Raw genomic sequence first — 26,330 nt, 5'->3', positions numbered from 1 at the left:
ATAAAAGTTCGCCATATAGCGTTAACCATGATTGTTGTCCGCCCACACGTCTACCAAACTTCTCTGGAAACGTTTCCACCGACATGGAACGCGGCCGACAACGCCCGCATTGCAGAATGCGGCGGATACCCATGGAGACAAGCATGAACAAATTTCTCGCCAGCACCCTGCTCGCCCTTGCCGCCACCGCCGCCCAAGCTGGCGACGCCACCGGCTACCCCGATCGCCCCGTCCGCATGCTGCTGCCCTTCTCCGCCGGCGGCGGTGGTGACATTCTGGGACGCCTGCTCGCCGAGCGCTTTGCAGCACATCTCAAGCAGCCTGTAGTCGTGGAAAACAAGCCTGGCGCGGCCGGCACGATCGGTACCCATGCTGCGGCCACCGCGGTGCCGGACGGCTACACGATCATGATCGGCGGCATGTCGACTCACCAGCTTGCACCCGCCACCTACACGAAGCTGCCGTACGACCCCGTGCGCGACTTCCAGAGCCTCGGCGCGATCGGCAACTCGTCAATCGTCATGATTGCTGCCAACCAGTACCCGGCCAACAACCTCAAGGAATTGATTGCGCTGTCGCGCAAGGACAAGACGCCGATCCAGTATGCAAGCTGGGGGGCGGGATCGACCGGCCACTTCTGCGGCGAGGTACTGAGCCAGAAGGCCGGCATCTCGATGCAGCATGTGCCATACAAGGGCACGTCGCAAATCGTGACCGACATCCTCGGCAACCACATCTCGGTGGGATTCGTCGACATGGTGACCGCCACCCCTTTCGTGAAGGAAGGCAAGGTCAAGGCGCTCGCTGTGTGCACGCGACGCTCGCCGAGCTTGCCGAACGTCGCCAGCTACAAGGAACAGGGCGTGGACTTCGACCGCGAACTGACATGGGTCATGTATGTGCCTGCCAAGACGCCGAAGCCCATCGTGGACAAACTTTCCCGCGTCCTGGAAACCACGCTCAAGGAACTGGAAGTCGTGAATAAGCTGCTGTCGCTGGGCATCACAGCCAAATACGTGCCGGGGCCGGAGCAACAGGCCATCAACGCCCGCGACATTCCTATGTGGAAAGTAATCGCCACGCAAGCCCACATCAAGCTGGACTGAGCCGCAGGACCTGTACACAGCCCCAATCCATTATTCGAATTCCCACTACCCACCTCAGGAGATTCTCTTCATGTCCGCTACGCTCGACGCCGTACGCATTCAAACCGTGCGCGACCACATGGCCCTGGAATGTGTGCATGACTGGGACGCCGTCATCAACACGTTTGCTCACCCCCGCTACGAAATGCATGGCAGCGGTGTCGTCTTCGACGGCGAAACGGAGGTGCGCGGATACTTTGATTCGTCGCGTATCCCCTTCCCCGATCTTAAGAATGAAATCATCGCCATTGCTGCTGTCGACGAAACGGTGCTCGTGGAGTTCTGGCTGCAGGGCACGCATCTCGGCCAGCTTCAGGCCAACGGCAAGACGTTTGCACCGACTGGTCGCACCTTCCGTGTGCGTATGGCCGCCACGTTCGAGTTCGCGCCAGGCTCGGACAAGATCATCTGCGAGCGTCCGTACTCGGCGCCAGACGCCAAGCTGCGCGCGCTCGGCCTGCTCTGAGGGGCACGGGATGGGAAATCCAGCACTCGCAACATCTAGCGGGCACGGCCGGCTGGCTGGTAAGGTCGCCATCGTCGTAGGCGCTGGCTCCAGTGGCGCGGACGTCAGCAATGGTTCGGCTGCGGCCATCGTCTATGCGCGAGAAGGCGCGCGCGTACTCTGCGTGGACCGCGACACCGCGGCCGCGCAACGCGTCGTCAAGCAGATCCGCGAAACCGGCGGCAATGCCCTGCCCTTCGAGGCCGACGTATGCAGCAAGGACCAGCTTGCAGCCATGGCCAGCTATTGTGCATCCGAGTACGGTCGCATCGACGTGCTGCACAACAATGTCGGTATCGAAATAGTGGCTGAGTTAGAGAATATCCGCGAGGAAGACTGGGATCGCGTCTTCGACATCAATCTCAAAGGCGTCATGCTGGCCTGCCAGCAGGTGATCCCGCGCATGGTGCAACAGGGGGGCGGATCCATCGTTAATATTTCATCGATCGCGAGCCGCAAATGGAGCCCGATGCCCTTCCTGGCCTACAACACATCGAAGGCCGCGCTCAACCATATGACGCGCGTGCTGGCGCGCCGCTACGCCCCAAATCACGTTCGCGCCAATGTCGTGGTACCCGGATTGATCGACACACCACACGCCGCGCACCTCACCACCGGTGACGCTGCTGCAGTCCAGGCAGCACGCGACGCGCGCAACCAGCGCTGCCCCATGGGCCATCAAGGCACCGCCTGGGACGTGGCCTACGCTTCGCTGTTCCTCGCCAGCGATGAATCGCGCTATATCACAGGCACCGAAATCACAGTCGATGGCGGGCTGTATCTCTGAGCCATTCCGGACTTCCCGGAAACATTAAACATACCGGCGACGGGACTTGCCCGCATCTGCGCAATTTGCCCCGTCGCCTCAGGAGATTTGCATTATGGCATTGCCCAAGGTCTTTACTCATCAGGATCGTCTGCTGACCGTCAACATTCACGATTCAGTCGAGTTCCCAGGCTCGGAAGCCGGTTCCACCATCGTCCCGCTCCTCCTCGACCGTGAGAACGGTGTCTGGGTGTTGTACGGAAAATTCGAGCCGGGCACGACACTGCCGCCCCACTTCCACACCGGAACCGTCCACTTCCTCACAACGAAGGGCGAATGGAACTACGTCGAGTACCCCGAGGACCCTCAAACAGCCGGCAGTTATCTGTACGAGCCGGGCGGTTCCATTCACACTTTCTCGGTGCCAGCCGACGCCAAGGAACCCGCTGAGGGCTTCATGGTGGTCTATGGCGCTAACGTCATCTTCAAGGACAACGAATACCAGTCCGTGCGTGACGCCGGCGCGATCGAGGACGGCATTCTCAACGCCGCCAAGGCCATGGGCTTGCCAACGCCACGGTATATCCGCCCCAACGGCGGCGCCACGTTCTCCCGCGACTGAATTTCCAAGTCCGCACGCTGCATACGCGTGTCTCAACAGGGCACGCCTCGAAAATTAGAAGACTTGACGGAGACAGGATCAATGGATCAGAAGCGACGCATGTTGATACAGGCATCGGTTGCTACGGCCCTGACGGGCTTGCACACGTTGGCTGGTGCCAAAAGCGAATGGCGGGCGACCCGCCCCATACAGCTAATCGTTCCCGGCCAGGCTGGCGGCATGTCCGACATCGTCGCGCGCGTATTTGGTGCCGGTGCGGGCAACGACCTGGGAGAGCGCATCATCGTCGATAACCGCCCTGGTGCCTCCGGGGTCATCGGGTCCTATCTGCTCTCCAACGCGCCCCCTGACGGACAGACGCTACTTACTGCCAGCAGCGATACACACACGATCTATCCGCATTTCTTCAACAATTCGAAGTTCGTGCCGGAGAAACACGTGCCGATCGCGACGCTGGCCTTCGTGCCTTTCGCGCTCGCCGTGAACCGAAACCTGCCAGTTACCAACTTGCGCGAGTTCGTCGAACTGTGCAAGAAGAAGACGATCAGCTATTCCACCTGGGGAATCGGTACGACGGGCCATGCGGCAATGCTCGCCTTCATGCGCTCCGCCGGCATTCCAGACATGTTGCACGTGCCGTTCACCGGCAGCGCGCCGGCCGTCCAGGCCCTGCTCGCCGGGCAAGTCGATGCCATGATGGGCGCCATACCGCTGATCTCCACCAACCGCGCACAACTCCGTCCGTTGGCCGTGATGTCACGCGAGCTGTCTGCCGCCTTGCCGGGGACGCCGACACTGGCGCAGGCAGGCATGGGCAAGGCGGCGGACAGCAAGGGCTTTTGGGTCGGCCTTATGGCCCCGCCCGGCACGCCGGCCGCTATCGTCGACGTGATCGCAGCCGAAACCGCCAAGGTCATGCGGCAACCTGAAGTCCGGAAGAAACTCCAAGGCATGGGTGCGCAGTCAGAATCGCTCGGTCCCACCGGGTTCAGCAGACTGATCACTGAAGAGTCCGCACGCTGGTCCGCCATCACCCGGGACGCCGGCGTGGTTCGACAGAACATCTGATACCTCACCAGTACTCGACGCACTCATAAGGAGAAACGATGAGACAGCTCCGATTCGGGAATGTCACGATCGACCGAATTGTCGAACAGGAGCAGTTCTGGGCCGATGCATCGTGGCTTTATCCGGGCATCGCAGATGAGGTAGTTTCGAGGCACAAGGCACAGCTTGGCCCGCGACTGATCCACCCGCAGACATCGCAGCTTTGCATAAGCTTTCATAGCTATCTCGTCCGGTCCGGTGGAAGAAACATTCTCGTGGACACCTGCAATGGCAATCACAAGGATCGCCCTCGCGCGCTGTGGCAACATCAGCTCGCCTCCGACAACTATATGACGAGCCTCGCCGCTCGGGGTCTAAGACCGGAGAACATCGATGTGGTGTTATGCACGCACCTTCATACAGACCACGTCGGCTGGAACACGCGCCTGGACAATGGAAAATGGGTGCCGACCTTTCCAAATGCTCGATACCTGTTCTCCCGGCAGGAGTTCGATCACTTCATGAAGGTGCACACGAATTACCCCGCCCTGCCGGTCAACCAGGGCTCGTTCGCGGATAGCGTACTGCCAGTTGTCGAATCGGGTCTAGCGGACCTGATTGACGTGGACCATTTCGTGGACGGTGATCTATCTCACGGCATCTGGATCGAGGACGCGAGCGGACATACGCCAGGTCATGTCTCGGTGCATATCAAGGGTGCAGGCAACGAAGCGATCATGACGGGCGACGTCTTCCATCATCCCATTGTCTTCAACGAACCGTCCCTGAAGAACACCGGCGACTGGCGTCCGGACCTGGCAATGCTCACGCGTCGACGCCTGATGGCCCGTTGCGTCGATGCGCCTGTCACGCTGCTGTCGATGCATTTCCCATCGCCGACCGCTGGCAAACTTTTGTCACATAACGACGGCTTTCGCTTTCAATTTTTTGAATCTTGAGCGGTTCTCTGCATGTGCCAACGACGGTTTCCGGTACCAGACCGGCCCCCCAAATCTGAAATCTTCATAGACCGCTCGGGGTCGGCTAGAGACGACGAGCACGAACCTTCCGCAGGCTCCCTCGTCACCGTCACAACAATTTCGTGATCATGAAATTATTGATTGGGCACTTCTTCGAAGTGTCACCACCAGGCCTGCAGCCTAAATCTCTGGGCCTCTGTGGAGGGCTCTGCGAGAGTCTTCTCAAGGGTTTATACTTACTCTCGTCTCCTCTCTTTCTCCGAAAGGGATTCATGCCCGCCCGAGCAGCGGGCTTCTTTTGCCTGCGATTCCTAACTGACTAGTCAGAAGCTCTCGGAAAGTCAGGACTCTCTACATCGAGCACGTGGCCGCTCGTCAGCATCCGCGGTCAATCTGTCCCTATTCTGCAGACACGTGCATCGTCTCGCAGCGTATCAACATCATTGTTGCAGGCTTCTCGTCTGCGCCGACGTCGGCAGTGTCCGCGGCGCTGCGCAGATATACTTGCCGGCAGACGATGGCGGCGATCACGATGAGGGCGCCGACGCCGCGCCACACGCGCCGTTTCCGCTGGACGGTCTGAACGACTATGACGAAGTCTTCCCTAGTGCCCACTGCGTCAGCGACGGCAAATGAGTCACCTTTTACACGGACGGCGAAGAAGTCTGGGCGGCAATGTCATCTATGCCGCCGCGCATTTCGACTTTGCTACCGTTTTTTGAGCGCCGGCGCGCCGACGACCGACTGAAGCGCTGTCGGTGCCGACAGCCATCCACCCGCCCCCAGTGAACGTAACTTCTCGGGGGCCGGCAAAGTTTCTCAGTACGGTCGTTATGTGAAAAATTCTGGTTCCGCGCGAAGACTAGTGCCTGCGGCCACTGTGCTGCCGCAGGCCCGTAGCTGCTCCTCGTACGTGCTGTGGGTGGCGGCATCCTTCAGCGCGTTGACGAGAGGCTCCAGCAGGTTGCGAAGTCGCGCGTAGTTCATAGGCGTGCGCCTCAACCTCGCAGCGCCATGGCGCGCAGCAGCGCGTCGATCTGCCCGAACGCATCTTGCTGCCATTGTTCTGGCGTGCGATCGCCTAGCGCATGCGTGTCTTCGACGAAACGCCTTACGCAGGTGGGTCCGTAACCCTCGAAGGTGTCGAACTTGTCGGCGATGTGTCGGAAACCGCGCTCGCCACTGGCATGTCCCAGCAGTAGGCAACATTCCTGTGCCAGCACCTCGATACCGCCGGGGTAGTTTCGCACGCAGTAGTAGATGTCGTAGGCGTCCTTCTGTTTGTAGCGGCCCGCCAGTGCGTGACCTTTCATGGCAAGAAGAGCGGGGATTGAGCACACCGCGATCTCCACCCGGTTTGTTCCGCCGTCGGGCATCGGCCCTGCCACAGCGACCAGCTGGTAAAATCGCATCGCCAAGTCGGCGCCGTCCGCCCGCTGCACAGCGAAGTCGCTAATCAAGGGAGGATTGTTCTTGACGATCTCCGCGTCGCGCGGCATCAAGAAATCGACCACGACGTCGATCGCTTCCCCACCATCTCGCGTTGTAACCTTGCGAACCAACTGGAAGCGCCGAAGCCCCTCGCGCTGCGCGTATCCATGGCCTTGAAGCGCGCCGATCAAGGTCGCGTACTCGCCATCTCCGAGTGCTTCCGCATCCAGTCCTACGTCCACGTCGAGCGTGCCGACGTGCGGCATATCCTCGTTGGCCAGTAGCAGCCAAGGAACTGCGCCGCCAATGATGGCGAACTTGCCCTTGAAGCTGCCAAGGATCTGGCCGATCTCGATCAGCACCGACTTCACAGCTGCGGTCGTCCGGTCGTCGTATTCGGCGGCCGACTGTGGTTCCTGGGGTGTCATTTGGGCCATGAGAGCCTTTCTTGGCGCAGGTGCTCGGCGGCCTCAGCGCCGCGTTCGCCCGCAATGGATAGATCAAGGTAGGTCTGGACGGGGCTCGTGCAAATCGCGCCCGGTGCAGGTTCAAGTGTGTCAGCAAGCAGGCCCAAGTCTTTCGGGACGGTGACGACCACGTTCTCGCCCTTAGAGACAGTCGAGAGCTTTAGTGCGGCTTGGAGCTTGCGCAAACCATCTTCGTCAGCGAAGAAGTAGTGGGTGCCAGTTCGCCCATAAGGAGCAAGCCACTGTGCGGCCGAAAAGGACGCAAAGGCAGCATGTCCCTGGCCGTCTTGTGTGCCCAACGCATTGCGGGCCGCGCCTTCCAGCGCGCTGCCATGCAATGGCGTGTAGAACCGCAGCCGCTCACCTGATGGCGCGGTGTAGCTGTCCCGCCATGCGTCAAGCAGCGCGTCGGGCGCAGAGAGGACGAGGCCATCGTCCGAAGCGCTCGCCCATTCCCGATCAATCAAGCCGGTGCGCACATTGCTGACGTGCCCTAGGCTGACTCCGGAGATTTCCGACAACTCGGTGACGCGCCAAGCACGGTCGGGCTCGCGCAGCATGGCGCGTAGAACCTGGGCCGACTTCGGCCTGAACAGCGACTTTAGTTCGCGTTGTTCGGCAGCGGGCTTGTCTGCCACCATGCGTTCGATAAACACGCCGCCGAAGGCTATCCGCGCGTTTCCCTCCAGGTCGAGATAGCCGACGCCCATTTCTGCGCACAATTGCCTCACCGCAGGTGAGAGGTAGGGTGCAATGAGGACGGGCGTCGCCTGCGGTGCTCGCTGCGCCACGTAATTACGCAGTTCGAGAACTGCGGAACGGGCATACCGCGGCTGGCCGTTCGACTTGTACTCGCAGATGAGTAGGTGCTCCCGCCCGTCCACGAGCAACCGGGCGATAAAGTCGGGCCCCCAATCGCTGGACACAGCGGCGGCTTCGATGTCTTCGATTTGAAGGATCGGGATCTTCTCAAGCAGCCGTCGCAACGCCTCCCCAGCACAGGCTTCTGCCTCTTTCATTGAATGAACCCCTTTCAACATCCGCTGAAAATACCATAACTCTTGAAATAATGGCGAAATTTTCACTGAAACGAAGGCTTTCACCAAATGCTGAAAGTCACCATTCAGTGAAATCGGGCGTCATCCAGGGTCCTGAACAGAGTTGCCGAAGAACTTCATAGCGCGCGTTTCTTTTCTAGGTGTGATGCTTACGACTCATCACCTCCCTGGCGTGAGAAGGCTGGACCAGCTGATCAACCGCATCAACGGCCCCACACAAGCGCTAGGTAGGACCGCCGCGGCCACGCACCTCGCCCGAATGGCGGCCGTTTGCGCAGGGCCTGTCACCGCGTTCCAACAACGCTATGTGCTGGCCAATCCGTTCGCAGGCATCAAGGTGCGCGGCAGCGGGCGGACTGCGCCGTTGGGATACGTCGCACGCGTTCACCGAGGGCGAATGGATGCTGATGCGTACGCTCGCCAACGGACTAGATTGGTCCTACGGCTGGGAGGCCGTGGCGGCGCAGCGGCTGCGCTTCGTGCTGGAATTTTGGCTACGCGACGGGACTGCATGCGAGTGAGCTCGTTGGCGCCCACGCTTGGCGGCATCAAGGTCGATCCCCATGGCGACCACTGGCTCTACCTGCTCGGCAAGGGCGCCAAGGCGGGAAAGGTGGCGCTGCCACCGTTGGCACGCATAGCGCTCGACCGCTATCTGGTGGAGCGCGGCCTGCCGGTCACGCCGGCGCGCTGGGACCCGCATACCACCTTGATCGGCAGCCTCGGCCAGGAGCCGGCCGCCGGCATCACCGGCACGCGCCTATGGGGCGTGTTGCGGCGGTTCTTTGTGCACGCGGCCGACCTGATCCAGGCCGCCCACCCGGCTGCCGCCGAAAAGTGCGGCAGGCCAGCCCCCATTGGAGGCGGCACACTCACGCAACGCGCGCGCTGGCGCGCCGCGCGGAACTGACAACTACCCGGGACAATCTGCGGCACGCGTCGATCTCGACGACCTCGATCTACCTGCACGGCGACGAGGTGAAACGGGCGCGCCAAATCGGGGTGGCGGTTCGTTTCTTTCTATATAACCACAAGACTTATAATAGCGGATTGGCTTTATCGTGGCATGACCCTTTGTACGCCAGGCTGTCCGAACGCAGCCGATAGCGGCCCCGCGCCCAGCGATCGCGTACACTTGACTTACACAGGGACACCAAGGGGCGACCATGGCCAGTCAAACTCTTGCGCCGCGCTCCATGGCAACCATCCTGCTGGTTGACGACGAGCAGTTGCTGCTGCGTGCCTGGGCTCTCGTTTTGGAAGGCTCAGGCTTTCACGTGATGGTAGCCAGCGATGGGGCTGAAACCTTGGAGTTGGTACGCAGCACGCGACCGGCAATCGTGGTGACGGACCTGAACATGCCGGTGCTTGACGGTGCGGGCTTGTGTACAGCCATCAGGGCTGACGAATCGCTGAATGCGATTCCGCTGATCGTCTGTACGGCTTCCGACTGGTCCGCACCGGCGGGCCTTTGCGAAGGGATATTGCGCAAGCCCGTCGATCGCGACACGTTGCTTCAATTGATAGGGTCACTGCTTCCTGGCAGATGATCGTGCGGCATTCACTCCGAGCAGACCGAGAAAGCATCCTACCGCAGTTTTCGGCTTCTCAGCCCTCATTCCGCGACTGGTCGCTGAAAGTCTGGTCCACAAAGGTGCGCAGCTGGCTCAGGTCGGTCCGGGCATAGGCCGCCGTGGTTTGCACCGAGGCATGCCCGAGCAGCGCCTGGGCGGCAGGCAGCGGCACCTGGTGGTCGACCACCAGCGTGCGCGCGTACGCATGACGCAACCAGTGCGGGGATGCCGCGCGCAGCAGCAGTGCCTGCGCCGGGTCGCGTGCCTGAGGCATGACGTGGTTTGCGGGCTGAGTGGCCGGGGCCGGCAAAGAGGCTGTCGCGAGTCCAGGCTTCCGGCAATCGCTCCAGGTTGAGTTTATAGTCGCCGAAGCGCTTGATGTTGCTGGTGAGGTAGGGACTCAGGAAGCCGATGTCGGCCACGTCGACCTTGATCCCTTCCTTCACCATCGCGCGCAGGGCCTGCATCATGTCCGCCGTATTCTGCAGAATCACGGCCGAGGCGATCAGGTCGTTGTAGCGCAGGCGCTTCTGCTGTTCGTCAGGGTCGTTTTCGGCCAGCACGTCACCGCCGAACGAGAACTATTTGGCAAAGCCATTGTAGGACTCGATCTTGTTGGTGGTGGCGGTGATCTCCTGGCGTAGTTCGCGGCTGCCAATCCATTCGAGCAGGAACGCCGTGCGCACGACCTTGCCGAGTTCCTGTGCAGCAAGGAACAGGCGGTTGCGGCGGCTTTCCGAGCCAAACCGGCGCAGCAGGAGCGGCGAGGAGATTGTTCCGGCATGGATCGATAGCGCTACCTGCATCAGGTCCTGCCAGTGGAAGGCGATTAGGCCCCAGTCCACGGTGTCCGAGAACAGCCGGTCGATGTGCTTGTATTTGGTGTTGGCATCGGCACGGTAAAGCTTCAGATCCTGCCAGTTGCGGATGCGTGGCATCAGCTTGATGCCCAACAGATACGTGAAGGCGAACACCGCGGCCGACTGGCCCTGGGTGTCGGCGTGCACGGTATCGGCCTCGACGCTCAAGCCGGCCTTGAGCAGACCCTCGATCACGTAGATGGCCTCCCACACGCCGGGCGGAATGAAATGCCGGAACACAGCGATGTAGTTGTCGGCCACGTGCCGGTAGGCCACCGCGCCCATCTTGCGGTAGCGGAAGTGGTAGCCGGCCAGCAGGTTGTTGTCGTAGAAGTCGTACCGGGTGCCATCAGCGGCGACAGTCTTGCCATCCCCCCAGTGCTTGGGCAGGTCGAGCCGCAGATACAACTCGATCAATTCCCGCTGCGCGGTCTCGAGACGCTCCAGGCTCAGATGCCGGCGGTTGACGAACGACATCATGTGCGGCGTGACCCGCTCGCCCATATGGCGGGCGGCTTGGGTGGGCCCCAGGTTGCAGCCCATGGCAAAGATGGTCAGCAGGTAGCGCTCGGCCGCATGGCAGATCTTGGGGTCGCTGCCGGAGAGCGGGCCGAAGTGCCGCGTGAAGTGGGTCCAGTGCTCGATGTTGGCCAGCACGTCCAGCAGATTGCGCGTCGGCATGCGCCGGAGCAGCCTGTTCAGTTCCTCGGCATCCGGCGTGTAGCACGCCTGTAGCTCCTTGGTGGAGAACACCTTCGGGAAACGATCTAGCCGAGGACGGTGGCGAAATTCTAGACCAGCGTTATAACTGAAGGGAATGTTTTTTGTTATCTATAACAATAATGCTTATGATAGCCGCTCTTTATCTTGGCATAACCCATCAGCAGGCCGGGCCTGGCTAGGAGCATCCCACATAATGTGGGGCCTCGAAAAGGTGGGCCTACTTGAGCGTTATTGCGGCTGGGGCGGCAGCTAGCCTTTCAATACGCAAAGTAAGCGCCTCACCAATGTCCACGGCGTGATTGCCCGTTGGCCACAGACAGACCGCTCGACTACCTGTTACATCGAATCCCGGCTAACACATATCACACCTGTCCGCAATTGCGCGAAGCCACGGCAACGGTGGTCGGTGACTCGGCGAGTGGCACAAAGCGTCGTGTCGCGCCATCAAGCGCATCGATGCTACCCGTCTCAATATCGTAGACCCAGCCGTGCAGACTCATGCGTCCCTGTTCGAGCGCAAGTGCCACCGACGGATGTGTGCGTAGGTTAGCCAGTTGCGCGATCACGTTCTCACGCACGAGGCCGTCGAGCTTGGCGCGAGGCGAATCGAATTGATGTGCCGCATTGATCGCTTTCGCAGCATCCGAATGGCGCAACCAGTTCGCGACCGCCGGCAAATGGTCAAGACACGTGCAACGCGAAATCGCGCCCATCGCGCCACAGTCCGAGTGCCCGCAGATCACGATGTCCTGCACGCCCAGGACCGCGACCGCATATTCGACGGTGGCCGATACGCCACCAGGTTCTGGACCATAGGACGGCACAATGTTCCCCGCGTTGCGGATCACGAACAGTTCGCCCGGCTCACGCTGGGTGAGGAGCTCGGGCACGACGCGACTGTCCGAGCAGGTGACGAACAGCGCCTTCGGATTTTGTGTCGTTGCGAGCTGCTTGAAAAGCTCAACACGTTGCGGATAGACCTCGCGCTGAAAGCGCAGAAAGCCGTCGATGATGTCACGCATGGCGTCCTCCCGATTCGAATACCGGATGCTGGCACGACCGTTCGATACGCCGTCATGCCGGTGCGGCCACGATTATCGCCGATGTCAAGCGCTGGAGGCGCGGGGATCAGGCAACGCCCTGGCTGAAAATGCACTTCGCTGTGTCAGCCTCGGAGCAGAAGCGCTTCCCACTCGTCGGTGCCGACAGCGGGGATGAGCGAGCCGAGCATTGGCCCCCGAAGTCATTCATCAAGCGGTCCCCGCAGTAGCACGCCTGTGCCATCCTCGAATACTCGAATTACACCGGGTCTAGCAGGGCTTCAAGAGCTTAGCGTGCTTTATTTTCCGTTTTCTGAAGTCACCCCCTATTCGGCCTCTTACATGGCGCACTCGCGCCTTAGAAGCTCTAACAAAATGACTTTCTGAGGTGGCGCCAGCAGATGATGCAACAGGCCATTTTCAGAAAGGCTTCGTGGATGATGGCTAGGCGCTCGAAACGCACACGCAACCGCTTGAAGTTGTGCAGCCAGGCGATCGTTCGTTCGACGACCCAGCGGGTCTTGCCAAGACCACTGCCGTGCGGCTCGCCGCGACGGGCGATCTCCGTAGCAATGCCAGCGGCGTGCAGAGGTTTGCGGTACTTGTCGTGGTCGTATCCGCGATCGCCCTGGACAATGCTTGGCTTTGACAAGGGCTGACCACGTTTGCCACGAATCGGAGGAATCGCCTCGATCAGCGGTAGCAGTTGTGATGTCGTTGCGGTTGGCGCCAGTCAGTATCAGTGACAGTGGAATGCCTTGCGCGTCCGTCAGGAGGTGGTGCTTTGAACCTGGTCGCGCGCGATCAGTGGGGTTGGGTCCTGTTTTTGACCCGACCCCACGGCACGGATGGAAGAAGAATCGACGACGGCACGTGACCAATCGAGGCGGTCCGCTGCACGCAGCTTGGCTAGAAGTACTTGGTGCAAGCGGTCCCAAACACCGGCCTTCTGCCATGTGTGCAGACGTCGCCAGCAACTCATGCCGGAGCCACAACCCATTTCCTGGGGAAGCATCTCCCAGGGAATGCCGGACTGCAGGACGAAAAGGATGCCCGTGAGCACAGCCCGGTCGTCCAGCGGCTTGCGACCGGGGTAACGAGCGCGCCGAGCTTTCGGAGGCGGCAGCAGTGGCTGAATGAGTGCCCACAGTTCGTCGTCGAGTATTGGTTTTGCCATGTCCTTCGCGCTGACTAAACAACGCAAAGGTTAACAAAGATCACTTGAAGTGAACAGCCCTGCAAGATCATTTTGTTAGGGCTTCTTAGCCATTCTTCTAACGTATATGTGTTGCGCAGACGGGCCTTGATACACATCAGCATTTGCAGCTGCTATCGAAGACCCTGGCTCAAGGCGCGGCTTTCAGCGCCGTCGCTTGGGCCGAGGCCATCCCCAATCAAGATGCATGTCGCATCAGGCCACCCTTTCGTGGGGAATTTGCACGACTAGGCAAAACCCCTTGCCGGGGGTGCTGTCGATGGTGAAGCTGCGCGAGCGGACTAATGCAGGCGCCGCCTGAGCCACATCCATGATGTTTCAGTATAAAATTGCAATATGGCTGTTTTGTACTGAAGCGATATGGATCCATGGATCGAGTTGGACGAGGACGCGCTGCGCCAGTATATCGACGCTAAGGCGGTATTCGAAGCGTGGGAATCTGCGCGTGCCAAGGCCGCAGAAGTCCGCGGTGGCATGCTCTGGCGAACCACAAAAGGCCGCGAGTACCTCATTAGGACCGGCGTCGACAACAAACAGAAAAGCCTTGGGCCGCGCTCCGAAAAGACCGAGGACCTGTACTCGCGGTTCATCACGCGTAAAGAAGCCGCCGAAAACAGGCTTAAGACACTCACTGACGAGCTTGACCGACATCGGCGCTTGAACCGCGCGGTCCACGTCGGCCGGGCGCCGGACATCCTCGTGGCCATCCTTCACGTGATGACTCGGCTCAATATCGCCGAACACTTCATCGTCATCGGGACACATGCCCTATACGCATACGAAGCCGCGGCCGGAGTTCGCTTGCAAGAACGCGCGCTCGCAACTCGCGACGTCGATCTCCTTTGGGATACGCGGAAACGCCTCCTGTTTGCCTCTCGAATGAAGAATCTGGACCTGTCGATGCTGGATGTTCTACGCAAGGTAGATAGCACATTCGAGATTCGGGATGACCAACTCTTTACGGCAGTGAACGCAAAGGGTTTTGAGGTGGACATCCTGCGCCGTGAGGCCGCAGATCTTGACCCCCACCCGCTTCAGTTGACCGACGATGAAGACGACCTCTGGGCAGTCCAAGCGCGACGCGCGAATGTCCTGCTGGGGTCGCCTCCATTCTCGGCGCCCATCGTTTCCGTGACCGGACGGATGGCTCGGATGACAACTATCAGTCCAACCGCGTTTGTCGACTTCAAGCGTTGGATGGCATCGACCGCGGATCGCGATCCACTCAAGGTTTCCCGCGACAGACTACAGGCTTTGATCGTCGAAGAACTCGCCAATCGCTTCCAACTCGGTGTTTAGCGAGCGAGCCGTCTGCCGATGGACCCTCGCCACGAATTCGGAAATTCAGGACTCCAGACACCGCGAACGCGGCAGCATCTCGTCAGCATTCGCTGCGTCTTCGGCAATATGCCGACGTTGCAGGCGGCTGTGCATCACCTCACACCGCACCATCATCGTAGCTGCGGGTTCCTGGTCAGCGCGGACAAAGCCATCTTCTGCGGCCTGCAGATAGACTTTCCGCGAGACAACGGCGATGATCACAATGATGGCGCCGACGCCGAACGCTCGAACGGCAATGGAGAGGTACTGCGCCATGGCGAAATTACTGTACAAACATGAGTGGATTGGCAGTGAGCCTACACGAGGCCGTCTCGCCACGGTGTAACGCCTTTGGAGGATTGACACAGTCCGTTTCGCCGCGGCGGCGAAGTCGTGCGTCACGTGACGCCGCATGGCGGTGATGAAAAGAATGACCTGGAAATCGATCGAAGCCTTACCGAGCGACCACTACTGGGCCGTGCCCCGCGCGCCCTTACCGCTGGACGGTGGCAACGGTCATGCCGAAGTTTTCCCTGGCGCGCACTGCGTCAGCGACGGCAAATGGGTCGCCTTCTACAGGGGCGGCGAAGAAGTCTGGGCGTGCAATGCACTTTATGCAGTCGCCCGTTTTGACCTTGTCCCCATTACCGCCGACCGCTCGCCGACAGTTGACTGAGGGGCGGGCCGCCCGGCCTCCAACAGCCCTGGGCCACCTACCCCTGCCCACAACGAAGTTCCTAGCGTTTTCGGTGATCTTTTTATGTTAAATGCTAAAGAAACTCATGGCTGCTTCCTCGCCGATTGCCGCGGCTTCGTCTAGCTTGTCGGCGATGTGGCCCAAAGCTGGAGCGTCTGGACTGGCTCGCGCCCACTGCGCGGGTCACGACTCGGTTAGCGGTTAGCGTAGTGCGACTCTGCAAGGTTGTCGTTGCGTCAGTTCGCGGGCTTCTACCGGTTGGCCTGGACGACGATCAAGCGCATCGATCTACGCAATCCAGAGCAGGAACTGGGGCTGGTCGACCTAGTATCGACGGTGATAGCGATGGACGAGTTCGCTGTCAGCGTTACAACCAAAGTTGCATGCCCATTCCCGCTGCGCGCGCGGCGATTTCTGATCGGCGCATCGATCCGTCGCGCTAGGTTGGGCTTGGCCTGCCGCCTCCGCAGGTCAATCGCTATGTCGCTCCACTTCGCCCTAGCTTGATGCGCGTCAATCCAGGAACCCCGTGCCCGACTATCTTAAAAGCGTCAGTCGAAGCACTGTGCAAAGGCTGGACGAGGTCACCGCTATCGAGCGCGGCAACGATCACCTCATACACGCAGGAGCAGGAAATGAATAGGAAACTCGTGATGACATTGCTTGTTGTCGCCTCGGCGGCCTCCGTGTCCGTATATGCGCAGAAAACGCCGGATCCTTATACCGATGGTGCAAAATCCGGCACATTCGATCCATACACTGATGGCGCAAAAAAACTATCAAGTCGTAGCAAGGGGAGCCAACCCGCCGCGCGCGCGCGCCAGTCAACGCCCGATCCGTACACCGAAGGTGCCAACCAGGGCAAGCGCGACACCTTTACTGACGGGGCTCGCACGCGAACTCGCGATCCGTACACCGATGGCGCGCGTTCAAACTAGTAGCCCGTAGCGAAGGCGTGCCAGCCAGTGGCTACTGGCGCAACAACCAACTCCGGGATCTTGTCGCGCTGGGATGAACGGGGCCGAGCGGCACCCGCGGGCACGCCGCCGGCCATCGTCAATCAGCTCTTCAATGCAGCGGCCGGGAAGGCGCTGCAATCGCGTGGCCGACACAAGTAAATTCCCGACAAAGGGCCGAATCGATTTCGACAAAACCGGTCGAGAAATCGCTGAAAACCCATACATAAGCGCGCCCAGGCTGGCGATCGCGGGAAAGCAGCTCCCGCAACCCAGCGCCAAGACGATGCGGCCGAGCGCCCCCGCCTTGTTGACCAGGCGCGTGATCCGTCACGTGGTCTTACGCCCGCGTTTGCTACGATCAGCAGTGGCTCCCCATGAACACTGGCGGTCGACCCCAGCCTATGTGACCAAATGCCGGATCGGCAAGAGCACCCCGTATACGCAAGATCGATGCTGACTATCGGGGTACACCGATCATGACGGCAGCGAACGGAACAGTCTCGAACATCGGGAACGGGGCGCCCAGGTCCTGCACAGGAGCATGCATTCCTTCCGCGCCTCGCTGCCGAGAACCGTCAGTATCAGGCACAGATCACCAATGCCCAGGTCGCGGAAGCACAGATGCCGGCAAACCTCGCAGCGGCATGTTCATCGCTGGCGAGCCAAGCCCGCGCTTTGGAATCCGCCATGCGACAATCGAACGGACCGCGCAATGCTCGACAACTGGAAGCAGCAACCTCGCAGGCACGAGTTGCGCACGCGCCGCAGGATCTGCGCCCGGTACTGGAACTTGTCGTCGAGGATCTTCGGCGCGTTGCATCTGGGAAGCCGATCCAACTCGACCTGCCCGACCAGCCCGCGCCGTCGTGGATCGAGCCGGACGCATTCGCCATAGTCGTGCGCAATCTGGTCGAAAAATGCGCTCAAGCACGGTGCGCCCGGGAAACCGGTGGGGATTGTGCTGTCGGTACACCGGAACGCTCAGCGTAAGGAATCAAGGGCCAGTGATGCCGGACGATGAACTTGAGCGTCTGACGAAACCGTTCGAGCGCGGCGCGACTACAGCGAAAGGCAGCGGGCTCGGCCTGGCGGTCGTAGAAGCGATTGTCCGCGACTCGGGTTCGGTCCTTACGCCGCGCTCACCGGTTCCGGGCTGGCAGGACGGCCTGCAGGTGATCATCGATGGTTTGCCGCTGGCGTCCACCAGGCCTATGCGCCAGACCGCTGAGAGGCTTACGGATACTTCGTTCGCTTTGGCGTGGCGCGCAACGTTCGTCAGCGCTTCCTGTGTGATGCGGAACAGGGAAATGGCCAGATCTGTCAGCTGGGAGGTCTCGCCTGTCCCGCGCCACGCCATCCCAACTGATTACGCTGGAACGGCCAGCGGGCCATAGCGATCCAGGGCAACGGTGACCACCCGGCATCCACACCGCCGAGCAGGTCGAAGGCTGGCGTGCCGTGGCCGACGCCGTGCATGCCGAAGGCGGCCGAATCTTCCTGCAACTGTGGCATGTAGGCCGTGTATCGCACCCGTCATTCCAGCCTGGCGGCGCGCTGCCGGTGGGACCCAGCGCGCTGCCCGTGCCCGGCAAGACCTTTATCGCCGACGCGGAAGGCAATGGCGTGTGGAGCGAAATCCCAACGCCGCAGGCACTGACTGCCGAGGGCATCGCAGACATCGTGCAAGACTACCTCCAGGCCGCGCGCAATGCCATGGAAGCGGGCATGGACGGCGTGGAGATCCACGCGGGCAATGGCTGCCTTCTGGACCAGTTCATCAACTCGGAAAGCAACCACCGCGCCGACACCTACGGCGGTAGCATCGAGAACCGCGCACGCTTTCTGCTGGAAGTGGTCGATGCCGTGACGGCGGAGATCGGCGCAGGACGCGTGGGCGTACGGCTCACGCCGATGGGCCGCTTCATGCGGACGGGCGATGCCACGCCCGAAGCCACCTTCGGCCACATCGCACGCAGTCTCGATGCCTGGCCGCTAGCCTATCTGCACCTGGTAGAGCCGGCGATGGTCGGCACGGTCATGACGAAGTTGCCGACCCGCGCTGGGACAGCATGATCCACACAGTGCGAGCCGAGTACCGCGGCGTGCTGATGCTGGCGGGCGGCTATGATGGAGCATCCGCGGAGCAGGCGATTGCCGACGGGCGCGCCGACATGATCGCGTTCGGTCGGCCCGCATCGGGCATGACGGCACGATGTGAAGAATGCACACGCAGATCGGGGCAGCCTCTGGCGCCAAAAGGCGTTGAACCAAGGTGCGCCCCGAAATGCGCTCCGCGGACCTTGCCAGTGGGCTGGCAAAGCCACTGTCAAATCTGGATAAGTACCCATTGTGGGCCTGATCTCGTCGGCCGCCGATTACGTTGCGTCGGGGTGCCATTCATCTATAGTCAAGTCGAATCCTCGACTGGTCGCTGCAGGCCGGAAGGGCGCCTCGCTGGTTGCATCGACGGCGGCGCACGTTGCCGCCCGCTCAGCCAACATATGTGCGCATCAATTTAGTAAGGAGGCAGATGATGGCATCCCCGACTTGGAACATCAGAGGTCAATACTATGAGACGTGTAATTGTGATTTCATCTGCCCATGCCTGCCTGGCCAGCTGGCAGTTAGACCGAGCAAGGGCTCGTGCAAATTCGCCATGGCATTCGAGATCGAGCACGGCCATTACGACGGACTTTCACTTGACGGCCTAGGATTCATCGTGCTCGGGTCGACGCCAGATGCGATGGTCAAGGGAAACTGGTCCGTGGGCGTCATTGCCGACGAGCGGGCCAGTAATGCCCAACGCGGTGCAATCACGGCGATTGCCAGCGGTAGCGCCGGAGGGCCCATGGCGGCGCTTGCGCCCCTCGTCACATCGTTCGTCGGCGTCGAGCCTGCAGCGATCCGCTTTGACCGGGATGGGCGCAAGTGGTCTGTCACGTCGACCAATCAAGTCGATATGGCTGCTGAAGGCGCGATGGGCATGAACCCCGAGGCCACCGAGCCGCTGCATTTCGACAACACAGGCCACCCCGCCGCCAATCGATTCGCACTTGCCCGTGCCTCGTACAGTCATGTTCACGCGCTGGGCATCGACTGGGACGATGTCAGCGGGCGGAACAATGGTCAATATGCTCCGTTTGCCTGGCAGAGCGCCTAAGCCGGCAACCTCCGCTCGGCTCCCAGATTCCGGACCGGTCGCAGAACTCCCTGGCTGCGACCGTCTACTCGTGTGGGCCTGTATGGTTGCCATCACGGCGCTGGCATGGGGTTATCTTTTTTATCTCGATCATCAGATGGCTTCGGCTATCCAGTACGACACGATGATGGCCGAGATGGGCATGTCCGAGCCAAGGGCCTGGACGCGCGCTGACGTCTTCTTCACCTTCGCGATGTGGATCGTCATGATGGCAGCCATGATGACGGCATCGGCGGCGCCGGTCTTGCTGCTTTACGCAGGACTGCACGCACGGCTCGATAGCCATCGAGTGCCGCTGATCGTTCTGCTCTTCGGCCTAGGCTATCTGGCCGTGTGGGTTGCCTTCAGCGCGTGCGCGACAATCGCGCAATGGGCGATGCACGAGGCCGCAATGCTGTCGCCAGCGATGGCCATGTCAAGCCGAGAGGCCGGGGGCATGATCCTTTTCGTGGCCGGTGCCTATCAGTTGACGCCGCTCAAGCGAGCATGCCTGATGCATTGCCGTAGTCCGCTCGGATTTCTGATGACGCATTGGCGCGACGGGAAGCGTGGCGCGCTGGAAATGGGAGTGCGCCATGGTGCATTTTGCCTCGGCTGCTGCTGGGCGCTGATGTGCGTGCTGTTCGTCAGCGGCGTGATGACATTGCTCTGGGTAGCGATCCTGGCGCTGCTTGTCATGTTGGAAAAACTGGGCCCCGGCGGTACCTGTGTGGCGCGTGTAGGTGGCGTCGCAATGATTGTGCTGGGGGCGTGGTACCTGGCGGGCGTTCGTTGATCGCAGCCTCGACTAGATGCCGATTCAGTTCCCCGATGCTTTCAAGCCGTATTGGCGGTCATTCCGCCCACCAATACGTGCCAATCCGGTTCAGGTTTCAACAGCCGGCATGGGCTGCGGCGTCCGCGACGATCACCCTTCATGAACCGGATGTTTCCCAAGGTTGGTGGAGCGGCCCCCTGAATCTCCGGACACAGGATGCGCTCAAGCAAGTTCGTGAGCTGCAACGCCTGCTGGGCAAGAAGACCATGGAGAACGAGATTCTGCGCGAGGCAGTGGAGGTGATGAAGTCGCGAAAATGGATTGCGCGCTCACCCTCATTGCCGGGGGACGACCTGTGAAGAGGGTCTGCGAAGTTCTCGGTGTAGCGCGCTCGAATGTGGCAGAGAAGCTGACCCGTCCTGCAGATTGGCAGGATGGGCGCGGCGCCGGGCAAACCGATGATGCAGGGTTGGTTGAGGAGATTCGCAATGCGGTCGCGCATCTGCCCAGCTACGGCTATCGCCGGGTCTGGGGTGTACTGCGCAGGGAGCGCGAGCGCCATAGTGCACCGCCCGTCAACGTAAAACGGGTCTTCTATGGGGGCGAGGTTGTCAAGCCCCTTCAGTATTGGATTTCAGTCGCAGGCATATCTGGGGCGCGATACTCTTCCTCCTTGCAAGCCATTAATTTTCGTTCGCGAACTGACGCGGCACGAAGCCGGAGGTCGGGGTGCTCAATGGCCCGGGCTACTGCCCGGACTATCTTCTATCCGTGCCGGCGCAGGGCCGGGCACCACATACCACATGCGCAAAGCGCTGGAACTGCCCCTGTTACCTGCGCGCCCCATCTAAAACGACGGCTACCCGGCAGAGGTAGCCCGACCCGTTTACGGGCGCGCTGACCTGCTATCGTTACCCGCTTAGCCCTGACACGCTCAAGGCCGGCATCCCTTCGCTACTGGTTTGAGGCTTGCCCCGGAGGGAATCTCGCCGTACTCGAGATAGCGCCACAGGGCAATCGCCAGTCGGCGGGCGAGTGCAACGATACCGACGCGCCGCGTGCGCTTGCCGCCTGGCGCAAAGCGCTCATTGAACCATTGCGTGAGATGACTCGTTGGCTGGTAGCGTAACCAGCTCCAGGCCAGTTCAATCATCAGCCAGCGCGCTCGTTTGTTGCCCGCCTTGCTGATGCCTTGCTCGACCTGGCTTTCGCCGCTGCTGTAGGGCGTCGGCGCCAGTCCGAGGCAACCTGCGACTTCGCGCCGGTTGTGAAAGCGCCGCCAGCCAAACAGCTCCTTGACCAGGAGCCAGGAGCTGCCCACGCCGATCCCGCTGAGCCGCGCGAGCAGCGCGATGGCTGGCTGCGCGCTGAGCTTCACCGCCTCGCGCTGCTGGGCTTCGATTGTCTTGATCTGCGTTTTCACCAGCGCCAGTCGCACGACTTCGCGCTCGATCTCGGCACGCAAGCCAGGGGGCAGTTGCGGGCCATGTTCGTTCCACCATGGCTTCCAAAGGCGGTCACCGATGTGGGCGACCCGCAGGTTATGCAATATCAGCAGCGAACGAACCCGGTTGCTGTGGGCCGTGCGTTCCTGTTTGAGCCGCCCGAGCTCGCGGTGCAAACGCCGCTCATCTTCCTGCTCTGGTGTTGGGACCCGCGCGACTGCCCAGACCCGCCGCTCGCCAGCGTGGTAACGCATCAACATCGACAGCAGCTTGTCACCGTCGAGTCGGTCCGTCTTGGCGCGCCGTGCACGGCGGTTGACTTCAATACTGGCCGAATCGACCACCAGGTTATGGGTACCTTGCTCCGTGAGCCAGCGGTGCAACCAGAAGCCGTCACGGCCAGCCTCGTAGCAACTGCGCACCGGCGCTTGCCCGGCCAGGCCGCAACGTGCCTTGGCCTTCGAGATCGCTGTTAGCACCGACGCCATATCACTTGCCGCGACCGTGCACCGGCTCGGCGCGTGCACGCCGTCACCCAACGACAGCTTCCAGCTCTTCTCGCCCAATTCAAAGGCTATGTACAGCCGACCGATGACTGCCGTATCCTGTCCTTGAAGGGCTGTTTCAGGCGCATTCATTTGCATGCTCCTTTCGAAAAACGGGTTATCCGAATCCTCGTTTTACTCCAGGGGCTTACTTGGGCCAGCCCTTCCATAGTATCTATCGGGTCATGCGTGTGCACGGCCTGCTGTCGCAACGCAGAGCGGTTCCACCGAGGCCTCAGCGCCGGCATGACGGCAAGGTTGCTGTAGAGAAAGCCAATCAGCGCTGGTGCTCTGACGGCTTTGAGTTCCGTTGCGACAACGGCGAGCCATTGCGCGTGACGTTCGCCCTGGACTGCTGCGACCGCGAGGCGATGAGCTGGGCGGCGACCACAGGTGGGCATAGCGGTGACGTGGTCCGCGACGTGATGTTGGTCGCCGTCGAGAATCGCTTTGGAAACGCGCTGAAGACGCCGACGGAAATTGAATGGCTGACCGATAACGGCTCGGGCTACACGGCCGACAAGACCAGGGCGTTTGCGTCGGCCATCGGCTTGAAGCCGCTGACCACGCCGGTCTGCAGCCCGCAGAGCAACGGGATGGCCGAGAGCTTCGTGAAGACCATGAAGCGCGACTACGTCGCCCTCATGCCAAAGCCTGATGCCGAGACGGCCGTTCGCAATCTGGCCATCGCCTTTGAGCATTACAACGAGCAGCACCCCATAGCGCCCTGAATTACCGCTCGCCGCGGGAGTTCAGACGTGCGATGGCCTTATCAGCCTAAGGGTGTGACCGTGTCCGGGACACGGGGGCAAATCCAGCAACATTCGGGGAACGCCGGAACCCGATCGACAGGTCAACGCCAAGGCAGCTCGGCCAATCCCAGCACGGGTCAGATCGGTCCGACGTTCGAAACGTATTTTGGACTGAGTGTCCCAACAATTTCCTTTGCGGCTCATCGAGCAGTGCATGCCATATTCCGCCAGCTTGCGCTGGAAGTCGTGACTTCCATACTGCGCGACCGCGGTCCGAGTGATGCATCGCGTCGGGTTCTGGCCTGCGTCGGAACCACGCCATCGTAAGCGCGTCCGTACACGATGTCCGCCGTCATGCGCGGCTTGATCGCCCAACCGACGACTTCCCGGTTAAACAGGTCCAGCACGACGGCCAGATGCAGCCAGCCCTTGTCGGTCCAGATGTAAGTGATGTCCGTCGAATGCTGCCAATACCTTAGAGCGTTCTCGCCCTGTTTGGTATGTGCAGAACCTAAAGCTGGTTACCTCCTGTAACGGCAGTGGGTTTTCACGGTTGACCTTCGCGGTTGAGAGCCTTGTAAGGCTATGTATCCCGCTCGCTCGCGAACTGGCGTTACGGCCGATGTGTCGTAAGCCGCCATGCCGGATTAGCTCTCACAAGCCGTTGGCTGACTCCTTCCGATCCATTTCGAAGCCAGGTACCGCAGCTCGGCTATTTGCCTGGCAGCTTTTTGTCCACGTCGAACTGCCTGGCGTGCGGCCACCCGGCAGAGTGCACTTGGCCGGCCAAGCTACACCATAGAGTGGCCAAGACGCGAGTCTGTAGGGCGGCCGCCAGGCCGGATCGATGTGCACCATACTGCTCTTAGGCAAGGTCGTCCCGTGAATTGCGACAGCTGTCCCCCGATTGGGTCAAGGAAGTGTTGACCAATCTAGCAAACGCAAATGATAATGCGTCGCGTTTGCGATAAATTATTACGAATCATTACAAAACTTGAGCAGCAGAATGAGAATAAGACTTCACCCGATCTCTGCCGCGGTAGCAGGGACCTTCATTTTTCAACCGATCGCAGCTTGGTCGCAGGCGACACCAGCGGCAGCGACGCAGCTGCCCGAGGTCACCGTCAAGGCCGATGTCAGCCGCGAGCTGGGCGCCGGCTACAACCCGCCCAACGCAGTCAGCGCGACCAAGACCGAAGCGCCGCTGCGCGATGTTCCGCAGACCGTCAACGTGGTCACCGCCGAGGTGATGCGCGACCAACACGCCACGTCGATGCAGGACGCACTGAAGAACGTGCCGGGGGTGTCGTTCTCGCATGGCGACGGCCAGCGCGATCAGGTCTCGATCCGCGGCTTCACCGCGATCGCCGACCAGTTTGTCGATGGCATCCGCGATGACGCGCTGTACTTCCGCGACCTGTCTAACGTGGACCGCGTCGAAGTGGTCAAGGGCCCGGCGGCGGTGCTGTACGGGCGCGGCTCGGCCGGTGGCCTGATCAACCGCGTTACCAAGAAGCCTGGCATCGACGTCACCGATTTCGCGCTGAGCTACGGCATGTGGGCAGACCGCCGCGCCGAGGCCGACGTCGGCCGCGTGTTCGCCGACGGCGCCGCCGCGTTCCGCATCACCGGTGCCGTGGAAAAGGCCAATAGCTACCGCTCGCAGCAGTTCCTGGACCGCAAGGCGATCGCGCCGTCGCTCGAGCTGCGCGTGGCGCCCGAGACCACCGTGCTGTTCCAGGCCGACTACCTCGAAGACCGCCGCGTCACCGACTTCGGCATCCCGGCCTACCAGGGCCGCCCGGTCAACGTGCCGGCCTCGCGCTACTACGGCGCGGCCAACGCGCGCGATGCCGACTACTCGCAGTCGCGCGTGTTCTCGGGCACCGCCACGATCAACCACCGCTTCAACGAGAACTGGTCGATCCGCAACGCCACGCGCTACTACCACTACTCTCTGGACCGCAACAACACGCTGACCAGCGCCGTCAACGAAGCGGCGCGCACCCTCACCATGAACCACGGCAATGTCCGCCGCGAGGAACATGGCTGGTTCAACCAGACCGACCTGACCCAGAAGGCCACCTTCCTGGGCATCGAGCACGAGTTCCTGTACGGCATGGAGATCGGGCAGCAGAACAAGGACCAGGTCAACAACACCAAGCCAGTGCTCGGCGCCAACGGCCGCCCGGCGGTGTTCGACCTGTTCAACCCGGTGCTGAAGACACTGCCGCTGAAGGCGCCGGGCAACCCAACGACCTCGAACCTCGGCGTGTTCGACACCCTGGCGTTCTACACCCAGGACATGATCAAGTTCAGCGAGCAGTGGAAGGCGCTGGTCGGGGTGCGCTACGACAACTTCCAGCAAGAGACCAAGAACCGGATCGCAGGCCAGCGCGACCTGTCGCGCACCGACACCGCCTGGAGCCCGCGCGCCGGCCTGGTGTGGCAGCCGTCGAAGTCGCAGTCGTACTACGTGTCCTGGAGCAAGTCGTTCCAGCCCTCCGGCGAGGCTTTCGCGCTGGCGGCCAACAATGCCGACCTGGCACCGGAGACCACCAACAACACCGAGGTGGGCGCAAAGTACGACTGGCTGAACGGCAAGGCGAGCACGACGATCTCGGTGTTCAGGCTGGAGCGCAGCAATATCAAGATCGCCAACGCTACCAACACGGCGCTGCTACCGATCGGCGAACAGCGCACCGACGGCATCGAGATCTCCGGCGCGGCTGAACTCGGCGGCGGCTGGCGCATGCTGGCCGGCTACGCCTACCTGGATGCCACCGTCACCAAGTCCACCGCCGCGCTGCAGGGCAAGCGCGCCACCATCACGCCGCGCCACTCCGGCAACGCGTGGCTGACCAAGGACCTGGGCCACGGCTTCGGCGTTGGCGCCGGCCTGAACCTGGTGGGCGCGCGCTATGCCGACCCGCTGAACACCGTGACGCTGCCCGGCTATGTCACCGCCGATGCGATGGCCTGGTACCGCCGCGGCGCCTTCGAGGCACAGCTGAACCTGTACAACCTGTTCGACAAGGGCTACATCGTGTCCGCGCATGGCACCAGCCCCAACCTGAACATGCCGGGTGCCCCGCGCAGCGTGATGGCGACGCTGCGCTACCGAATGTAAAGCGTCCTCACGGTGAGGCCATAGGCCACTAGGGGCGGCTCTCGGGGCCGTCCCTTCTCTAGCCCCGGCATCTCAATAAGCGCATTGTCGCG

Annotated in this window: 22 protein-coding genes and 8 pseudogenes; 19 read left to right on the top strand and 11 right to left on the bottom strand. The window is 61.3% G+C overall.

What is annotated here, in order from left to right; genetic code table 11:
- The first annotated feature begins 143 nt into the window (after positions 1-143).
- The 6 genes from C265_RS16660 to C265_RS16635 all read left to right on the top strand — a co-directional run bounded on the left by C265_RS16660 (position 144) and on the right by C265_RS16635 (position 5,044).
- Positions 144-1,106: a tripartite tricarboxylate transporter substrate binding protein gene (locus C265_RS16660; protein ID WP_010811989.1), complete on the top strand. Its 963-nt coding sequence runs from the start codon at positions 144-146 to the stop codon at positions 1,104-1,106.
- 70 nt (positions 1,107-1,176) lie between these two features.
- Positions 1,177-1,611 carry a nuclear transport factor 2 family protein gene (locus tag C265_RS16655; RefSeq protein ID WP_010811988.1) on the top strand — a complete coding sequence of 145 codons (435 nt, stop codon included), beginning with the start codon at positions 1,177-1,179 and terminating at the stop codon, positions 1,609-1,611.
- A gap of 10 nt (positions 1,612-1,621) precedes the next feature.
- Positions 1,622-2,437, top strand: coding sequence for an SDR family NAD(P)-dependent oxidoreductase (locus tag C265_RS16650; protein WP_052181636.1), 816 nt, complete (start codon positions 1,622-1,624; stop codon positions 2,435-2,437).
- Between the two features lie 94 nt (positions 2,438-2,531).
- Positions 2,532-3,038: a 2,4'-dihydroxyacetophenone dioxygenase family protein gene (locus tag C265_RS16645; protein ID WP_010811986.1), complete on the top strand. Its 507-nt coding sequence runs from the start codon at positions 2,532-2,534 to the stop codon at positions 3,036-3,038.
- 81 nt (positions 3,039-3,119) lie between these two features.
- Complete coding sequence (locus tag C265_RS16640) at positions 3,120-4,106, top strand: tripartite tricarboxylate transporter substrate binding protein (RefSeq protein WP_037024455.1); 987 nt, start codon at positions 3,120-3,122, stop codon at positions 4,104-4,106.
- Between the two features lie 38 nt (positions 4,107-4,144).
- Entirely contained in the window at positions 4,145-5,044 is a 900-nt protein-coding gene (locus C265_RS16635) for an MBL fold metallo-hydrolase (RefSeq protein WP_010811984.1), read from the top strand.
- 420 nt (positions 5,045-5,464) lie between these two features.
- Here C265_RS16635 and C265_RS32925 read toward each other — a convergent pair whose 3' ends face one another.
- The 3 genes from C265_RS32925 to C265_RS16620 form a co-directional block, all read right to left on the bottom strand.
- Positions 5,465-5,623, bottom strand: coding sequence for a hypothetical protein (locus C265_RS32925; RefSeq protein WP_010811983.1), 159 nt, complete (start codon positions 5,621-5,623; stop codon positions 5,465-5,467).
- A 440-nt stretch (positions 5,624-6,063) separates the two neighbouring features.
- Complete coding sequence (locus tag C265_RS16625; protein ID WP_010811982.1) at positions 6,064-6,933, bottom strand: hypothetical protein; 870 nt, start codon at positions 6,931-6,933, stop codon at positions 6,064-6,066.
- Complete coding sequence (locus tag C265_RS16620) at positions 6,921-8,003, bottom strand: type IV toxin-antitoxin system AbiEi family antitoxin (RefSeq protein ID WP_037024453.1); 1,083 nt, start codon at positions 8,001-8,003, stop codon at positions 6,921-6,923. The genes C265_RS16625 and C265_RS16620 overlap by 13 nt, the downstream gene beginning before the upstream one ends.
- A gap of 245 nt (positions 8,004-8,248) precedes the next feature.
- Between C265_RS16620 and C265_RS16615 the strand changes: the two are divergent.
- Together C265_RS16615 and C265_RS16610 are read left to right on the top strand one after the other, a co-directional pair.
- Positions 8,249-9,020: pseudogene (locus C265_RS16615) on the top strand (tyrosine-type recombinase/integrase); the annotation flags it as partial.
- 197 nt (positions 9,021-9,217) lie between these two features.
- The gene (locus tag C265_RS16610; protein ID WP_010811978.1) at positions 9,218-9,571 is read left to right on the top strand and encodes a response regulator; all 354 of its coding nucleotides are present in this window, start codon (positions 9,218-9,220) and stop codon (positions 9,569-9,571) included.
- Between the two features lie 58 nt (positions 9,572-9,629).
- On the opposite strand, the pseudogene C265_RS31580 reads toward C265_RS16610, so the two are convergent.
- The 4 genes and pseudogenes from C265_RS31580 to C265_RS31575 form a co-directional block, all read right to left on the bottom strand.
- Positions 9,630-9,854: pseudogene (locus C265_RS31580) on the bottom strand (tyrosine-type recombinase/integrase); the annotation flags it as partial.
- A 25-nt stretch (positions 9,855-9,879) separates the two neighbouring features.
- Positions 9,880-11,148, bottom strand: a pseudogene (locus C265_RS16605) (transposase); the annotation flags it as partial.
- A gap of 392 nt (positions 11,149-11,540) precedes the next feature.
- Positions 11,541-12,200 carry a carbonic anhydrase gene (locus tag C265_RS16600; RefSeq protein ID WP_010811975.1) on the bottom strand — a complete coding sequence of 220 codons (660 nt, stop codon included), beginning with the start codon at positions 12,198-12,200 and terminating at the stop codon, positions 11,541-11,543.
- 385 nt (positions 12,201-12,585) lie between these two features.
- Positions 12,586-13,395, bottom strand: a pseudogene (locus C265_RS31575) (IS5 family transposase).
- Positions 13,396-13,794: 399 nt separating this feature from the next.
- Between C265_RS31575 and C265_RS16590 the strand changes: the two are divergent.
- Positions 13,795-14,733: a GSU2403 family nucleotidyltransferase fold protein gene (locus C265_RS16590; protein WP_010811972.1), complete on the top strand. Its 939-nt coding sequence runs from the start codon at positions 13,795-13,797 to the stop codon at positions 14,731-14,733.
- A gap of 45 nt (positions 14,734-14,778) precedes the next feature.
- On the opposite strand, the gene C265_RS16585 is transcribed toward C265_RS16590, so the two are convergent.
- Positions 14,779-15,030 carry a hypothetical protein gene (locus C265_RS16585; RefSeq protein ID WP_010811971.1) on the bottom strand — a complete coding sequence of 84 codons (252 nt, stop codon included), beginning with the start codon at positions 15,028-15,030 and terminating at the stop codon, positions 14,779-14,781.
- A 136-nt stretch (positions 15,031-15,166) separates the two neighbouring features.
- Here C265_RS16585 and C265_RS31570 point away from each other — a divergent pair, with 136 nt between their 5' ends.
- Together C265_RS31570 and C265_RS31565 are read left to right on the top strand one after the other, a co-directional pair.
- Positions 15,167-15,430: a hypothetical protein gene (locus tag C265_RS31570; RefSeq protein WP_246840219.1), complete on the top strand. Its 264-nt coding sequence runs from the start codon at positions 15,167-15,169 to the stop codon at positions 15,428-15,430.
- Between the two features lie 656 nt (positions 15,431-16,086).
- Positions 16,087-16,389: a hypothetical protein gene (locus tag C265_RS31565; protein WP_081050399.1), complete on the top strand. Its 303-nt coding sequence runs from the start codon at positions 16,087-16,089 to the stop codon at positions 16,387-16,389.
- 249 nt (positions 16,390-16,638) lie between these two features.
- On the opposite strand, the pseudogene C265_RS32915 reads toward C265_RS31565, so the two are convergent.
- Positions 16,639-16,734: pseudogene (locus C265_RS32915) on the bottom strand (mercury transport protein MerC); the annotation flags it as partial.
- 363 nt (positions 16,735-17,097) lie between these two features.
- Here C265_RS32915 and C265_RS33205 point away from each other — a divergent pair.
- The 6 genes and pseudogenes from C265_RS33205 to C265_RS31550 form a co-directional block, all read left to right on the top strand.
- Entirely contained in the window at positions 17,098-17,400 is a 303-nt protein-coding gene (locus tag C265_RS33205; RefSeq protein WP_371258362.1) for a hypothetical protein, read from the top strand.
- Positions 17,328-17,804 (top strand): sensor histidine kinase, encoded by a 477-nt coding sequence (locus C265_RS33200; protein WP_371258358.1) that lies wholly within the window; start codon positions 17,328-17,330, stop codon positions 17,802-17,804. Before C265_RS33205 ends, C265_RS33200 begins: the two co-directional genes overlap by 73 nt.
- 64 nt (positions 17,805-17,868) lie before the next feature.
- Entirely contained in the window at positions 17,869-18,483 is a 615-nt protein-coding gene (locus C265_RS16570; protein WP_010811968.1) for a glycerol trinitrate reductase, read from the top strand.
- A gap of 457 nt (positions 18,484-18,940) precedes the next feature.
- Entirely contained in the window at positions 18,941-19,570 is a 630-nt protein-coding gene (locus C265_RS16565) for a DUF1326 domain-containing protein (RefSeq protein ID WP_371258357.1), read from the top strand.
- 82 nt (positions 19,571-19,652) lie between these two features.
- Entirely contained in the window at positions 19,653-20,384 is a 732-nt protein-coding gene (locus C265_RS16560) for a DUF2182 domain-containing protein (protein ID WP_010811966.1), read from the top strand.
- A gap of 197 nt (positions 20,385-20,581) precedes the next feature.
- Positions 20,582-20,961, top strand: a pseudogene (locus C265_RS31550) (IS3 family transposase); the annotation flags it as partial.
- Between the two features lie 339 nt (positions 20,962-21,300).
- On the opposite strand, the gene C265_RS16550 reads toward C265_RS31550, so the two are convergent.
- Entirely contained in the window at positions 21,301-22,449 is a 1,149-nt protein-coding gene (locus C265_RS16550; protein WP_010811964.1) for an IS110 family transposase, read from the bottom strand.
- 80 nt (positions 22,450-22,529) lie between these two features.
- Here C265_RS16550 and C265_RS16545 point away from each other — a divergent pair.
- Positions 22,530-23,137: pseudogene (locus C265_RS16545) on the top strand (DDE-type integrase/transposase/recombinase); the annotation flags it as partial.
- Between the two features lie 148 nt (positions 23,138-23,285).
- Here C265_RS16545 and C265_RS31545 read toward each other — a convergent pair.
- Positions 23,286-23,569 (bottom strand): annotated as a pseudogene (locus tag C265_RS31545) (DDE-type integrase/transposase/recombinase); the annotation flags it as partial.
- Between the two features lie 545 nt (positions 23,570-24,114).
- On the opposite strand from C265_RS31545, the gene C265_RS16540 reads away from it, so the two are divergent.
- Positions 24,115-26,238 (top strand): TonB-dependent siderophore receptor, encoded by a 2,124-nt coding sequence (locus tag C265_RS16540; protein WP_010811961.1) that lies wholly within the window; start codon positions 24,115-24,117, stop codon positions 26,236-26,238.
- Positions 26,239-26,330: the final 92 nt, after the last annotated feature.

Origin of the sequence: Cupriavidus sp. GA3-3, from assembly GCF_000389805.1 — a bacterium.
GTDB lineage: Bacteria > Pseudomonadota > Gammaproteobacteria > Burkholderiales > Burkholderiaceae > Cupriavidus > Cupriavidus necator_D.
Note: the sequence above shows the minus strand (reverse complement) of the source record. Positions and strands in the feature narration are given on the sequence as shown.